Below are 13,700 nucleotides of genomic sequence, written 5' to 3'. Positions count from 1 at the left end.
CAAGCTATGGATCGATATCGGCATTCGTCGCGATGAAGTCGGCGATCAAAATGCCCTCCTCAAGGAGGAAAGTGGTGTTTTCGACAGCCCGAGGCATCACTCTTTCTGCCCTAGGATTTCATGCCTGCGGAAGCAGGCAGGCACATGATCGTTAGTGATGCCGACAGCCTGAAGCCATGCGTAGACGATCGTGGGCCCCACAAATTTGAACCCCCGCGCCTTCAGATCCTTGGAGATGGTCGCTGAAAGCGGCGTCTGCGTGTCGTAGACGCTGCCTTCGATCGGCCCACCGGCCGTGAAGGACCAGCAATAGTCGGCGAAATCCTCGCCGCGATCCTGCATCGCGTTGTATATCTGCGCCCCTTTGATTGTCGCTGCGATCTTGGCCCGAGCGCGGACAATGCCGGGGTTGGCCATCAATCGTTCGATGTCCTGCTCGTCGAACCGGGCAACCTGCTGCGGGTCGAAGCCAGCAAACGCTTCGCGGAAGGTATCTCGTTTGCGCAGGATGATTTCCCAGGAGAGCCCGGCCTGGAAGCCTTCGAGCATTAGCGTCTCCCACAACATGCGCGGGTCGCGCTCAGGGACGCCCCATTCGGTGTCGTGATAGGTCTGCATGAGCGGGTTGGAACCCGCCCATCCACAACGCTGCTTTGCTTCCACGGTCGGGCTCTCCTGATCAGTCACAGATCGATGATCCGGGTATCGGCGATCGTCAGCGCGAAATCATCGCCAAACAGCCCTGCGGGCGTCTGGAATCCTGGCCGCGCCTCGCCGCCGATCACCCGCCGAGCGGCCTCCGCCGCAGCGATGGTGGTGAAGGTATAGCCATTGACGGTATCGAGGATCGAACGAACGATCGTACCATCCGCGCCAGTTACCTCAACGGAAGCGTGGTAGCGATTGGCTTCCCGCTGCTCGGCCGTGGGTCCGTCCGGCATGGCGGCCAGATCGCCTGCGGGAAAGGCGCCGTCCGTTACATAAACGAAGGTCTCGATGTCCGGGATGTCCGTTGCCCGCCAGATCGTGATGAGATCGGGTAGCGTCACCGGGAAAGCCGTGGCGGGTCCGTTGCCGAAGTCGAAGCTGCGGACCTCGTCGGCGCCGCGGCCGACAAGCTGCCCATCGATGCGGCGCAGCGTCTCGGTCGTCACGTTCTCGCTGGCGCTAACCGCAGAGCCGCGCGAGAAACCGCCCGCGACATGCAACGCGATGCTGAGGCGGACGGGTTTCTCGACGCGCATCGCCGCATGTCCGGCAAGCGAACCCAGCATGGCGACGCTGCCCCCACTCCCCGGCAGCAACATGACGCCTGCGGCCTGCGCCTCGCCATCAAGGACCTCCGCAAGCCGGTAGCTGTCCAGTTCGGCCGCGATGTCGAGATAATGGGTTCCGGTGGCGATGCATGCGCGCATGAGCGGCTCGGCGGTGCGCATGAATGGCCCGGCACAGTTCAGCAGAACGCTGATATCGGCCAGTGAAGCTGTGGCGTCTTCGACCGGGAACAGGCGGCATTCTACCCCGAGTTCCTTGGCGATGGGTTGCAGCTTGGTTTCATCCTGCGCCCGTCCGGCGATGACGAAGTCCAGACCGTGGGCCTTGGCGTTGTTTGCGGCCATACGTCCGGTATAACCGGCGGCGCCGTAGATCATCAGTTTTTTCATGTCAGTGCTGCCAGTTCTTGTAAGTGAATTCGAGGCTGTATCCGTCAGGGTCCAGCACGTTCGCGGCGTAGTAACGCGGGTCGTAGTGCAACCGGGCTCCAGGCGTTCCATTGTCGGTTCCGCCGGCGGCGATGGCGGCGGCATAGGCCGCGTCCACTTCCGCCTGCGAGTCCGCGACGAACCCGACATGGGCCGCTGCGCCTTCCACGACACCTGGCCTCAGCCAGAAAAAAATGCGGTTGTTCCTGCCGAAGCCTTTGAGGTCGGGATGCCCAGGAGGGCCATCCTTGCCATCGTAATCAACGCGCTGGGTGATCCCCAGAGGCGTCAGCGCTGCGGTGTAGAAGGCGATCGAGCGATCGAGGTCGCTGACCGACAGGAAGACGTGATCGAGCATGATTTTCTCCGAATTCAGATGATATAACCGCCGGCGACTTCTATCGACTGCGCATTGATCCAGCGGCTTTCATCGGAAAACAGCCCGGCGATCGCGCCGCCGACATCGTCCGGTTCGCCCACGCGGCCCAGCGCGGTCTGTCCGGCAAGGATGGCCTCGAACTCGTCGTTCAGTCCGCCGCCAAGATCGGTACGGATCGCACCCGGCGCCACTGAGTTGGCGCGGATGCCACGGTCGCCGAACTCTGCAGCCATGTAGCGCGTCAGCACCTGCAGGCCGCCCTTGAAGCTGGCATAGGGTGCGACCCCGGCGGTGGCCACGCGCGTCGTGGCGCTGGCCACGTTCACGATGTGGCCGCCATCGGCCATGATGGGGAGCAGCGTCTGGGTCAGGAAGAACGGACCCTTGAGATGCACTGCGAACAGGCCGTCGAACTCGGCTTCCGTCACGGTCGCGATCGGATTGAACACCCCGTATCCGGCGTTGTTAACGAGACCGTCGAAATCGCGGCGGTCCCAGGTCGCCTTGAGCGCCGCGCTCACCGCATCGCGGAACGCTGGAAACGTGGAGGTATCGGCAACGTCCAGCTTAAGGGCGACGGCCTTGCCGCCATCGGTCTCGATCCCGGCGACGACCGCATCGGCCGACGCGGGATTGCTGTTGTAGGTGAGAATTACACCCATGCCATTCCTGGCGCACAGGCGCGCAGCGCTGGCGCCAATGCCACGGCTTCCCCCGGTGATGATGACAATCTTCATGGCAAATCTCCTCGTGTTGCTGTCGTCCTTTCAATTACGCCAGGGCCGAGGGCTGCGCTCACTCGATCCTCTTTGATCCATGCCTATTCCTGCTTTTGACTTGGCGGAGGCATCAGCGCGTGGGATGATCCCGGCCATGATAGAGACCCTGAACGAACTGCGACGCTTGGCTGGCCATGCCGAAAACCGCCGTACTGACACCGGCATTCCGCGCGTTGCGATGGTCCAGGGTGCGATCCCCGAGCACCAGCTTGCCGCCGTCTACGATCCGATGATCAACCTGATCCTCACCGGATCGAAGACGATGACCGTAGGCGAGCGGACGCTGCAGTACGATCCGGCCACGTATTTCGTGATGTCCGTCGATCTTCCGGCGGTCGGTTCGGTCCATCCTGCCGTAAGCGGCGAGCCCTATCTTGCGGTCAGCCTGACGCTGGAGCCGGCCATCGTCGCGAACCTGCTCGCCGACCTGCCCAAACCTGCCGGAGGTGAACTTTACAGTCCGGGCTTCTCCATCGCGCCCGTGACCGACGAACTGCTCGATGCCTGGGTGCGAATGCTTCGCCTGATGGAACGGCCTGGCGACATCCCGGCGCTGGCGCCCGCCTATGAGCGCGAGATCCTTTACCGTGTCCTGCAGGGACCGCAGGGGTGGATGCTGCGCGATATCGCCGCGCCAGGAACCGCACTGTCACGCATTGGCGTCGCCATCCAGTGGATACGGCAGAATTTCACCAGCCCGCTCAGGATCGAGACCTTGGCCGCGATGGCGGCGCTAAGCGTTTCGGCGTTCCATCGCCACTTCAAGGCGGTGACGGCGCTAAGCCCGCTCCAGTACCAGAAGCGAATCCGCCTGCTCCATGCACGTTCGCTGCTGATCGCTGGCGAAGGCAATGCGACCTCGGTGGCGTTCGGTGTCGGATATGAGAGCGCCACCCAGTTCAGCCGCGAATATTCCCGCTACTTCGGCCTGCCGCCGTCGAAGGATGCCCTGCACATCGTGCGCAATGTCCATCCTTCGATCGCCTAGGACGCCCGGCGATCAGGCGTGGGGGATCCACGGACCTTCGCCGTGTACATGCACCACCGTATCTTCCTCGGACCAGGCAAAGTGCGGGGTGCCCGGCGGGATCGCCACCACGCCGCCCGGCGGCACGGCTATCCCCTTGGATCGGTCGAACGTTTCGCCGATGCCCACGTAGAGCGTACCCGAGATCACGGTGTTGCGATCGATGAACGGTGCCTGGTGTTTGTGCGGCGGCGTATCGATGCCGCCCGGAAACCGGACCCGTGCCAGAAACGGACCCGGCGAAAAGATCGTGCCTTCGACATCGACGTACTGAACGCCTGGTGCGCCCGGGAACTCCTTCCATTCAACGGTTTCGAACGTTTCGATGATAAGCTGGTCTGCCATATCGCACTCTTCTCTGTTCAGCGGGCCGAGGGGCGGCGTCGCTTTTCAGATGCGAGATAGAGCGGGCTGATTTACCCGCAAGAATGCACAAAAACGTGCGCCACGCACACGAATGTTCGTGCTTCAGGTGGTTCTGCGGCCACTCAACCGGCGTCTTTGGAGCGATCGTCATATCCCGATTGGGCTGTTTCAATCGTGGGCCTGTTCGTTTGTGCCCAAGCCATGAGCGTATCGAGTGGATCGATCAGTGAACGCCCCAACGGCGTCAGCTCATACTCCACCTTCGGCGGGATCGTCGCGAAGGCGCGGCGCTCAAGCATACCGTCGCGTTCCAGCGCGCGCAGGGTCAGCGTAAGCATCCGATGGGAAATGCCGTTGATGGCCCTTTGAATGGCGTTGAACCGGGTCGGGCCTTTGGCCAGCACGCCCACCACCATCACCGTCCACTTGTCGCCAATGCGATCGAGCACCTTCAACAGGGCGTGGCAGCCGGAATGGTCATCACCATCTGCAATGCTGTCTAAAGGGCCGGCGTTATTGGAGTTTGGAATGGTGGAGTACCTAAGCTTCTCGGATCAACCGACGTTCTCACCTGTGACGGCGAGCTCACATCGGCCTTAGGAACAAAATGTTCGCAACGATCAAATTAGCACAAGATCCACTGTCAGGGAATCGTCAAGTGAGGACGTGGGGGCAAAGCTGCCGTTTTGCCCGGAGCTGCGCAATGCCGTATTTAGCCGCGAAGCAACGGCAGGCAAACGGCAGCTATCGCAGAATAGCAACCGCAAACCCCACGTTCCGCAAACGGCAGGTCGCGCGCATCCTTGGAACGACGATTGGGCTTCAGGAATGGCAGGTGTTAGATGGGGACCTGCCATTCCCGGCCCGGCTCACGAACGCCGGTTTTGTCCCACAACGCGGCGTTTTGCGCCCGGCAAAACCGACCCTTATCGGTCGCTCCCCGTCCAATTGTTGATCCTCAGGTGCTGACGGTCTGCTTTCCCGGCAGGTGTCGACCAGATAGGCGCCGTTAGCTAGCAGTGATGCTAACGGCCGTTTGTTTTAAGAGCCGTCGTTCGCCTGCCGCCGACACGCGGTACTGGTCGCGTGGTGCACAGGAGGGGCGCTCCTCGCTTCCCAGCGTCCGGTAAGCAATGTCCCCAACTGACCCGGGTCTCGTCTTGCCACCATAACACTATGTGATTGCCTTTGATCAGGCCGCGCCGGATTTGCGCCAGGCGCGCGGCGAACTCATTTTGACGATGTCCTCGCGCTTCTGCCCGTGACGGTGCGGCCGGGTCGAGAGCTTGCGATATCCCCATGGTGCGCAACTCGTGGCCCAGCGCCTGCTTACTGATCGAGATCGCGAACTCCTCCCACATCACTGCACCAAGTCGATGATCCGCCAGCGCACGATGCCTTGCACCGCAGGGATCGGAACCAAGTCTCAAAACTATCCACCTGATGCCCGAAGAGATCATCGCGGTGTGCCACCATCGCCTGTTGCCGGTTGACGAACAGCCGACAGCGGGATGGCTCACCGAGCAGACGCTGATCCATAACGGCACCCCGGGTCGCGGCCTCAAGATCAATTCCACAGCAGCGTTGATTCAGGCGGCCATTTCAGGTCGAGGCGTCGCTTTGATGCGTAAGGCTCTGGTTGTACAGGAGCTGAAAGCCGGGCGCCTTGTCCATCTGCTCCTGAAGTGCTGTTGGCCGGTCAAATGGGCATACTACATGGTGGCATCGCCTAAGGCGCTCCGCCGCTACGAAGTGGCTGCCTTCCACGATTGGCTTGTGCGAAGAACCCTTTTAGACGGATGATGGAACACCGGTCAGGTGACGACCGGGTACCCTGAATTCCGCTAATTTGATCGCGGGCGCATCAGCTTGATACGGATGGCCCCGATGCGATCGGTCGGAACGATGCTGAGCCGCTCGTCTCCATTCAACACGCGGCCAACCTTCCAGCCTTGCGTATCGAAACGCCCTTCTTCCACTCGATCAACTTCGGCCAGCTTCGAGCCGATGGCGAAGTCCGCCGTGAAACCTTTCCCGACGACAAGAAAGGTATCGTGGCCTTCGTCGATGATCAGGCCGAACGCCCGGCCGTCTCCAGGGGCAGGGCGCGTGCCGGGGCCTTCGGTTTCACTGGGCAAAGGCGGCGGCGGTGGCGGTGCCTGCAATCCAACGTCGAGCAGCATCTGCTTGAGGAGCGCCATCGTTTCCTGAACGGTGATGCTGTAGCCGCCGAGCTTGATGACCACGGGCTTGCCATCATCCAACAGAACGCCGGCGATGCGTCCTTCGGCCTGCGCCTTTGTGATCGCCTGATCCATGCCGAACAACTCGGCGTAGGCTTGAGCCAGTTGTCCATCGGTCCGTCCATCCTCGATACCGAAGACAGAATAACCGATCGTGCGATGCTGGCCGAGCGCCCAGAAAATGTCGCCTGTCCGAAACTGTGCTTCCGGGACGAACAGCGGATTGCTGGCATGGTCATAGTCCGCCAGCACTTCCTTGGTGTTGGGGGCGTATATGTCGGGCGACAGCATGTCGAGCGATGGAGCCGCTGCGCGCCAGACGTCGAGCACCCGCTTTGCCGGACCGCCGCTGGGATATTGGCCGGCCAAGGGCTGACCGTCCTGCGGGCCGAGCCAGCCATTGGCATACATCGGCAAGGCCAGTTCCCGCTTGCCCGCAGCAGCGAGCGCCTCCATGTAGCTGGCGAAATGCCAGGCCATGAAGACTTCCTCAGCCTGCCAATCGGTGCCGAACACGTCTGACCAGGTGCCCGAAGCGCGACGACCCTGACGGCTCCAGACCGCGTCCAGTTCCGGCTTCAGGCCTGAGCGATGGGCAGCGAGGTATTGGAGAAGTTGCGGCGGTACCGGGGCCTTCCAGGCGCGCTCTGCCAACGCCGAACGGTCGCGGCTGTCGCGCAGCATCCCCGTCTCGTTGTTGACCTGCACCATGATCACCCGGTGATCCGTGTCGACTTCGGCGAGATGTCTCATCAGTGCTACGAAGGCGGTGCGATCCGCTTTCAGCAATTCAGGCGAAAACACCGACAGCACCGGCTTTGGCATGGCGCCCTTGTAGGTGAATGCCTCTGACATCGTGCCCTGCGCGATGGCACGCGGGAATCGCCGCTCATTGCTGCGCAACCAACTGGGCGCGTAGGTCGAGGCCGCATTCTTGAATGCCCCGAACCAGATCAGGACAAGGCGCATGTCACGCTTTCGGGCTTCTGCGATCTGCGCGTCGACCGCTCGGAAATCGAACTGGCCTTCCTTCGGCTCGAAGTCCTCCCAACTAACCGTTCCGACCACCGTGCGAACATGCATAGCCTGCAGCTTGTCCCAGATCGGCTGCATATATTCGGGACTGGAGGCGCTGGAATTGTGCAGCTCACCGCCCAGCGCGAGGTAGGGCTTACCATCCACCAGAAGCTGGTTATCCCTAATCACAGGCAGCTGTTGGGCACTCGCTGCGGGGATCACTGCCAAAATGGCAGTCGCAGACAGTGCCAGGCGGCACAGGGTATCTCTCACAACGTTCCCCCACAGTATATCGTTATAGGCAGATATTAGAATTATGATTCATATTATGCAACCCTAAGGCGGAGGGCCAGCGTTGCTCCTGCATCCCGATGAAGTAGCTCAGTGTTCGCTGTGGCTGACTCGCCGCAAACGGCAGCCCCGGCCCGCATATTGAGGAGCTCATGATGGGTAGCTATTTCAACCTCAGTACGAAATCTGGTCGGCCTCGTAACGGCCAGCGCTGATTGTTTAGAGGCAAACCGGCACCGACTGGCGAAATGTCCGTTTCGACCCTTATGAGACGCTCGGCCGCCGATTTCACCTCTCTAGGTGCGGACCGTCCGGTTCCGGCAGCTTGCGCCAGCAGGATGGATATTCCATGACTAATTAATGGCCTAGTTAGCAGTTCTTCGTCACCTGCGCCGAGCGCACATTGCGTCGTGAGAAGCCAGTCTGAGACAATTGTCAGAGGCCGAGTTCAGGCCGGACTCGGCATCAGTTTCGGAACAGGGAGCCGTGCTGTGTTCGCCGCCTCTAGACTGTCTACAATTCCCTTAAGCGCGTCGTAGCGCTGACGCTTGGCATCGCCGCGACCGACCATCACGCGCAGGCCCACGCCCGCTGGAAGAGCGATCCACCAGGTGTTCGTTGCGACCAGCACACTCTTGGCGGCTGCGCCGGCAATCGTCGCCTTTGCCGCGCGTTCGCCGAAGACGACGCCGCGCTCCTCCCAGTTGACCCGGGTTTGGCTGAAGGCCGAGAACGCTATCACCGCAAGTCCCAGGGCAGACGGCACGAAGTCGCTGGCGCCGACGTGGTGCCCGATACCCGCCGCTGCCTCGACCTTGTGCTGGAGAGCGCCTTCGGCGATGCCACTGTCGGTCACATGCTCGGGCGAGAGGCCCAGCGCCATAAGGTGACCGTGAACCTCGGAAGTCGTGGTGATATCGATGTTCGGATAGCGCTCCAGCGCTTCCCTCACATAGCTGGCGGACTCAGTCGCCTTGGCCTGAATTTCGTGAACGATGTGGCCATGGGTATCACGTACAAGGATGTCATAGCCCGGCTGCGTGGCCGACGTAGCAAGTTCGGCATGAAGGCCATCGCTTAGCGCGCTGTTGAGCTGATCCACCAGCTCTATCTCGAACAACTTGCCCTTCACACCGTTGACCAAGTGCACGAGATTGTCGGTAGGAATGCGGGCTACGGCATCAGTGAACGTCTCACCCGCCGCCGTCAGCCCAGGGTAAGCCAGCGTAAAGGCTTGCTGGACTTCAAACGGCACGTCGTCTGGATGGCGCAGCAAATCGGCGAGTGAAACACCGCCTATCACCAGCAGATCCAGCAAGGTATCGCGCCGGCGGAATAGACGTGCGAAGTTGATCCGCTCCAGCTCGACCTGCGCCTGCTCGCGCGCCTTGGCACCGGCGAGTGCAAGCCGCTGCTCTATCGCATCGAAATCTGCCTGGGTCAGCGCAATCGAATCCATCGCGCCCGACATAGTGGCGACGGTACCCACGATCATGCTGCCGGTTGCAGCCCCCACCGTAGGCGACACCCGCCGCGTGACGCCGCCAAGCCCATTAATGGATTTCCCCAGCAGACGGGTGAAACCAATGGCCGAATCCGCCGCGGCATCGATTAGCTTCTCGCCGACGTTTTTGGCCGGCCGCACACCCTTGCGATTCTCCGCAAACGCAGCAGCCTTCTCCGCCAGCGCCTGTCCAGCAGCCTCGGAAGCCCGGCCCGCCCAATCCAGCGCTTCACGCGTGGAACCGGCGATGTCATCGCGCCGCTCTTCCATGAACTTGGCGGCACCATCAAGCGCATCACCACTCGCTTTGAGTGTCCGGCCAGCAGCCGCCTTGGCCTTACCTATCCTGTCGTCCTTCATCAGATCCCAGCCCCGCTTCACCCTCGAAATAACCGCGGGCTCTTAATAAACAAAGCTGTTCTAACGAAAGTTTGAGCAACACCGACGATTCAGGCTCATGACAGACTGGTTCTTGCCGCCATCGACCCTTTGTCGCCATTCAGGCATCAATTTCGCATCCCCAGGTCCTGACTGTCCGCTAACCGGCAGGTCGCGACCACTCTCGGACATTCCGACGTCACGGCCTGAAAGTCCGGTTGTTGGAAAAGCAACCGTATGATCACGGGCGAGAGAGCTGCTACTTTTCGCTGCGGGCAAGGATGAAGGCTGCTCGACGTTGCGGGGAAAAAAATCAAAATGAGTGCTTTATTACGGTGTCCCCTCTAGTAGCTAGGCGCCGGAGGCTAAGTGCGTGACGACGATTAAGGATGTGGCTGCCCTCGCAGGGGTTTCAATCAAGACCGTGTCGCGCGTAATCAATCGCGACGCCCGGGTCCGGCCAAAATCCCGGATGACGGTTGAGGATGCGATAGCGCAGCTCGACTATCGTCCGAATGTCGCGGCGAGGCAATTGAGAGCTGGACGTTCCTTTTTGATAGGATTGATGGTTCCGCGCGCCGGTGTTGGTTTCATGCCTCGCTTGATTGTGGCGCTGTCCTGGGCGTTCCGGGAACACGGATACCAACTCGTTACCGAAGCTGTCGATCAGGGAACGAGGCTGCAGGCATTCGCGCAAATGCCACTTGCCCCAGACATTATCGTCACCGCGCCGCGTTTCAGCAACGACCTCGAGGTTCTTGGCAGATTTGAAGCACTAGGAATACCGGTCGTACGGATCGCCGGGGAAGAGAACGGTTATGGCCGGGCAATAAATGCCTCCGATCAGGTCATTGCGCGCCAGATGGTCGAGCACCTCCTGGCTCAGGGCCACCGACGGATCGGCTACATAGGGATGCCGCTGGAAAACCCAATGGCCCGCCAGCGCCTGAACGGTTATCGGCAAGCAATGTTGGAAGCTGGTTTCGAGCCTGACGCGACGTGGGTAGCCACCCGAAGCTATAGTTCGCGCGACGGCGCGGAGGCCCTCGCGGCGATGCTGGCCGAGCGTTCGCGGCCAACCGCCGTCTTCGCAGGAAGTGACACTTTGGCAGTAGGCGTCCAGGCGATGGCACAAAAGTTGGGCTATCGCGTGCCCGACCACCTCGCGGTCGCAGGTTTCGAGGACACGCCAGTGGCCCGCGCCGTTTATCCGCCGCTGACGTCAGTCAACTATGCCGTTGAGGATTTTGCCCGCGCAATCGTTCAGGTGGCCATATTAGGGGAGGAGCCCGATATGGCGTTCCGGCACAATCTCATAATACGCGGTTCGACTTCGGATGACCGCGACCTCGGACCCAATCTCTACGATGAATGATGCGCGTTGGTCAGAAGCAAGGAGTGCAGCCATTGGGCACTGCAGATGATGTTGCACGGCTGGCAGGTGTTTCCACGAAAACTGTCTCTCGGGTAATCAACGGCGTTGCCAGCGTCGCGCCGGAACTTCGCGACAGGGTGCAGTCAGCGATCAACCAGCTCGGTTATAGGCCCAGTCTCGCGGCACGCCAGCTTGCAAGCCATCGTAATTACTTGATCGCGCTGGTCGTACCGCGGCAGGCGCTGGGTTTCGTGACGAGCTTGATGATCGAGATCGCTGCCCACTGTCGCGAGGCGGGTTACCACCTCGTGATGGAAGTTCTTGAGCCGCAAGACTGGCAGGCGCCCGAGGGGGTGCGGCTCGAATTCCTGGCCAAGCCCGATAGCGTGATCCTAGTGCCGCCATTTCCGGACGACTCGCGGATTCTGGCGTTTCTGGAGGAAGAAGGCATTCCCGCCGTCCGCATTGGTGCGGGGACAGACGGCTATGGCAGCCGGATTCGGATGCTGGACCGCGACGCAGCCCGTTCCATGGTCGAGCACCTCATAGACAGGGGACATCGTCGAATTGGGATGATCGGGCCACCGAACCCGAGTAAGCCTGCTGAGGCGCGCGTGGAAGGGTGGCGCGACGCACTCGCTCAAGCCGGGATTCCACACGACAGCAATTTGCTCATGCGTGGTGGTTTCGATTTTGCCTCCGGCGTCAAAGCAGCGACGCAAATCTTTGCGCTGCCGGAGCGGCCATCTGCGATCTTTGCCGCCAACGACCGAATGGCGTTGGCGGCAATGGCCGTCGCGTCAAAGCTGGGCTTCTCCGTCCCCAGCGATGTGGCGATTGCCGGATTTGACGATTCACCGGAAAGTCGGATGACCTTCCCTCCGCTCAGCACTGTTCGGCAACCGATTAAGGAGATAGCGCGCGCTGCCGTGGAAGCGGCAATCGCGCGCGAGGATCGTGATATTGTGTTTCGTCAGGAACTGCGCCTGAGGGGATCGACGACGGGCATCCGAGAGTTCTGCGCCGACGTCGACTGAAGTCTTTTAGAACCGGTCCAGATCGCCAGCCATTATCACCTTACCCTTGAAGCGCGCGGAGATTGGCCGGGTGTAGGCGCCGCGATCCGCAGCTTCCTCGGGTGAGGGGACGAAGTGCGTCAGAACAACTTCGCCGACGCCCGCGCTTTCCGCCAACTTGCCGACTTCCTCCGGTGTCAGGTGGTTGCGGGTCATGCCCGCAATAATGGCTTCGCGCACGGGGGCAGGCGTGTCCGGTGCGCTCGCTCGAATGCGAGCTGCGATGGCCAACGGCTCTACAATTTCGCTGACAAGCACGTCAGCACCTTTCGCCAAGACACCTAACCGCGACGACGGGCCGCTGTCGCCTGTAAACGCGAACGTTCTTCCGCCAGCCTCGACCCGGTAGGCGACGCAGTCCGGCATGTGGTCGAGTATGATCGAAGGTGGGGATTGAAAATGATCCACGCCGATCGCCCAGACTTTGATGTTCGCGTCTTCGAACACAAGGGTCGGTTGGGAAAGATGCTCAGGCAGATCACGGGCCTTGAGCATGCCTGCCAGGGGTGGTTTGGCCGGCCCTGCCGTAGGATAGCTTGCCAGCACGCTCGGCGCGTTTGCGTCGGCCAGCCCTTCCACAAGATGAATTGTGCCCGCAGGGCCGATCACGGGGAGGTCTCCGGGGTGAAATGTCCAGTGGGTCATCATCAGCGACCCGAGACTGGCATTGTGATCTGGATGGTGGTGGCTGATAAATATCGCACGGATTTGGCGCTCGGGGATACCAGCCTTCGCCATCTGCCTCTGGGTCCCGTCGCCCACGTCGAACAGGTAGACTGCTCCGTTGACGACCAATGCATTGGCAATTTGCGAGCGTTCCGCCTGGATTGCCGGGCCGCCGCTGGTGCCCAGCGTCACCCATTGCGCGCCGGAAGCCGGAGCTGCTTGGCCCGCACAGGGTAATCCTGCAAACAATGTGAAAACGGCTGCGAACGCTATGCGGCGACGGCGCGCAGGTGCGCGGCTAGCTTCTTTATCAAGCATCTGAACTATTCCTCAGGCAGAGTGAGCATATGGCGACTAAGTCGGAGAGATCTTTGCGATCAGGGCGAGCCGCAAGCGCTTCGATCAGGATATGGGAGAGGAGGTTCATGTACCTCCGACCGAGATAATTCGGCGGACTGAGACAGCGCTGGACTAAAAGTGTCTCGAGCCCTTTCGCAGCGGCATCCAGAACTGAAGCGCGTAGGTGTGCAGAAGCCTCATCGTTGAAAAGCACGCGATAATTCGCAAATACGGCGCTCACATCTGCAAGCGCGCCCTCCAAGGCTTTTTCCAACGGTCCGCATTCCTTGATGGCATCGAAAATCCGCGCGATTTGGCGGGTTGTCTTTTCCTCTAGGGACGTCAGAGCAAATCCGATCAGGTTCGCGCGGTTTCCGAATCGGAAGGTGATCGCGCCTACCGAGATGCCACTTGCAGCGCTGACTTGGGCGAACGTGAGCTGCTGTAGGGGGATGGAGCCCAGCAGTTGCTCCACCGCAGCCAACGCTTGGTGCCGTGTATGCAAGCTGCGTTCCTGACGCGTTGCACGAATCCTCAGTTCCGCGCCTGCGACCATC

The 13,700-nt window shown here is 61.0% G+C and carries 14 protein-coding genes; 4 read left to right on the top strand and 10 right to left on the bottom strand.

The window, feature by feature from the left end; all coding sequences use genetic code 11:
- Positions 1–96 precede the first annotated feature (96 nt).
- Genes AB4Z00_RS04810 through AB4Z00_RS04795 form a run of 4 tightly spaced genes read right to left on the bottom strand, consistent with a single transcriptional unit; the run spans position 97 to position 2,819 of the window.
- Complete coding sequence (locus tag AB4Z00_RS04810; RefSeq protein WP_134093611.1) at positions 97–663, bottom strand: DNA-3-methyladenine glycosylase I; 567 nt, start codon at positions 661–663, stop codon at positions 97–99.
- Positions 664–683: 20 nt separating this feature from the next.
- Complete coding sequence (locus tag AB4Z00_RS04805; protein ID WP_442045131.1) at positions 684–1,775, bottom strand: saccharopine dehydrogenase family protein; 1,092 nt, start codon at positions 1,773–1,775, stop codon at positions 684–686.
- A complete protein-coding gene (locus tag AB4Z00_RS04800; RefSeq protein WP_134093613.1) occupies positions 1,666–2,061 on the bottom strand; it encodes a VOC family protein in 396 nt (131 codons plus the stop codon). The genes AB4Z00_RS04805 and AB4Z00_RS04800 overlap by 110 nt, the downstream gene beginning before the upstream one ends.
- A 14-nt stretch (positions 2,062–2,075) precedes the next feature.
- On the bottom strand, positions 2,076–2,819 hold the full coding sequence (locus AB4Z00_RS04795; RefSeq protein ID WP_134093614.1) for an SDR family NAD(P)-dependent oxidoreductase: 744 nt from the start codon (positions 2,817–2,819) through the stop codon (positions 2,076–2,078).
- Between the two features lie 136 nt (positions 2,820–2,955).
- On the opposite strand from AB4Z00_RS04795, the gene AB4Z00_RS04790 reads away from it, so the two are divergent.
- Positions 2,956–3,849: an AraC family transcriptional regulator gene (locus AB4Z00_RS04790; RefSeq protein WP_134093615.1), complete on the top strand. Its 894-nt coding sequence runs from the start codon at positions 2,956–2,958 to the stop codon at positions 3,847–3,849.
- 12 nt (positions 3,850–3,861) lie between these two features.
- Here AB4Z00_RS04790 and AB4Z00_RS04785 read toward each other — a convergent pair whose 3' ends face one another.
- Complete coding sequence (locus tag AB4Z00_RS04785; protein WP_134093616.1) at positions 3,862–4,233, bottom strand: cupin domain-containing protein; 372 nt, start codon at positions 4,231–4,233, stop codon at positions 3,862–3,864.
- Between the two features lie 143 nt (positions 4,234–4,376).
- A complete protein-coding gene (locus AB4Z00_RS04780; protein WP_442045461.1) occupies positions 4,377–4,703 on the bottom strand; it encodes a winged helix-turn-helix transcriptional regulator in 327 nt (108 codons plus the stop codon).
- Positions 4,704–5,697: 994 nt separating this feature from the next.
- Between AB4Z00_RS04780 and AB4Z00_RS04775 the strand changes: the two genes are divergently transcribed.
- The gene (locus AB4Z00_RS04775) at positions 5,698–6,057 is read left to right on the top strand and encodes a LysR substrate-binding domain-containing protein (RefSeq protein ID WP_442045130.1); all 360 of its coding nucleotides are present in this window, start codon (positions 5,698–5,700) and stop codon (positions 6,055–6,057) included.
- Positions 6,058–6,098: 41 nt separating this feature from the next.
- Here AB4Z00_RS04775 and AB4Z00_RS04770 read toward each other — a convergent pair whose 3' ends face one another.
- Together AB4Z00_RS04770 and AB4Z00_RS04765 are read right to left on the bottom strand one after the other, a co-directional pair.
- Positions 6,099–7,787 carry a GH35 family beta-galactosidase gene (locus AB4Z00_RS04770; RefSeq protein WP_442045129.1) on the bottom strand — a complete coding sequence of 563 codons (1,689 nt, stop codon included), beginning with the start codon at positions 7,785–7,787 and terminating at the stop codon, positions 6,099–6,101.
- Between the two features lie 466 nt (positions 7,788–8,253).
- Positions 8,254–9,669 (bottom strand): hypothetical protein, encoded by a 1,416-nt coding sequence (locus AB4Z00_RS04765; protein ID WP_134093620.1) that lies wholly within the window; start codon positions 9,667–9,669, stop codon positions 8,254–8,256.
- 391 nt (positions 9,670–10,060) lie between these two features.
- Here AB4Z00_RS04765 and AB4Z00_RS04760 point away from each other — a divergent pair, with 391 nt between their 5' ends.
- Positions 10,061–11,062, top strand: a complete 1,002-nt coding sequence (locus tag AB4Z00_RS04760) for a LacI family DNA-binding transcriptional regulator (protein ID WP_134095418.1) — start codon at positions 10,061–10,063, stop codon at positions 11,060–11,062.
- A gap of 32 nt (positions 11,063–11,094) precedes the next feature.
- The gene (locus tag AB4Z00_RS04755; RefSeq protein ID WP_166675320.1) at positions 11,095–12,099 is read left to right on the top strand and encodes a LacI family DNA-binding transcriptional regulator; all 1,005 of its coding nucleotides are present in this window, start codon (positions 11,095–11,097) and stop codon (positions 12,097–12,099) included.
- A gap of 6 nt (positions 12,100–12,105) precedes the next feature.
- Here the strand turns inward: AB4Z00_RS04755 and AB4Z00_RS04750 are convergent, their stop codons facing one another.
- A complete protein-coding gene (locus tag AB4Z00_RS04750) occupies positions 12,106–13,122 on the bottom strand; it encodes an MBL fold metallo-hydrolase (RefSeq protein WP_442045128.1) in 1,017 nt (338 codons plus the stop codon).
- A complete protein-coding gene (locus tag AB4Z00_RS04745) occupies positions 13,115–13,699 on the bottom strand; it encodes a TetR/AcrR family transcriptional regulator (protein WP_442045127.1) in 585 nt (194 codons plus the stop codon). The genes AB4Z00_RS04750 and AB4Z00_RS04745 overlap by 8 nt, the downstream gene beginning before the upstream one ends.
- Position 13,700: the final 1 nt, after the last annotated feature.

Source organism: Novosphingobium sp. YAF33 (genome assembly GCF_052113265.1).
GTDB lineage: Bacteria > Pseudomonadota > Alphaproteobacteria > Sphingomonadales > Sphingomonadaceae > Novosphingobium.
This window is presented reverse-complemented; position numbering and strand designations above follow the sequence as displayed.

Excerpts from the sequence above, each read along its gene's own strand:
- AB4Z00_RS04805 (WP_442045131.1), bottom strand. The coding sequence starts at position 1,775 with ATGGAACGCCTGGAGCCCGGTTGCACTACGACCCGCGTTACTACGCCG.
- AB4Z00_RS04800 (WP_134093613.1), bottom strand. The coding sequence starts at position 2,061 with ATGCTCGATCACGTCTTCCTGTCGGTCAGCGACCTCGATCGCTCGATC.
- AB4Z00_RS04795 (WP_134093614.1), bottom strand. The coding sequence starts at position 2,819 with ATGAAGATTGTCATCATCACCGGGGGAAGCCGTGGCATTGGCGCCAGC.
- AB4Z00_RS04790 (WP_134093615.1), top strand. The coding sequence starts at position 2,956 with ATGATAGAGACCCTGAACGAACTGCGACGCTTGGCTGGCCATGCCGAA.
- AB4Z00_RS04785 (WP_134093616.1), bottom strand. The coding sequence starts at position 4,233 with ATGGCAGACCAGCTTATCATCGAAACGTTCGAAACCGTTGAATGGAAG.
- AB4Z00_RS04775 (WP_442045130.1), top strand. The coding sequence starts at position 5,698 with ATGCCCGAAGAGATCATCGCGGTGTGCCACCATCGCCTGTTGCCGGTT.
- AB4Z00_RS04765 (WP_134093620.1), bottom strand. The coding sequence starts at position 9,669 with ATGAAGGACGACAGGATAGGTAAGGCCAAGGCGGCTGCTGGCCGGACA.
- AB4Z00_RS04750 (WP_442045128.1), bottom strand. The coding sequence starts at position 13,122 with ATGCTTGATAAAGAAGCTAGCCGCGCACCTGCGCGCCGTCGCCGCATA.
- AB4Z00_RS04745 (WP_442045127.1), bottom strand. The coding sequence starts at position 13,699 with ATGGTCGCAGGCGCGGAACTGAGGATTCGTGCAACGCGTCAGGAACGC.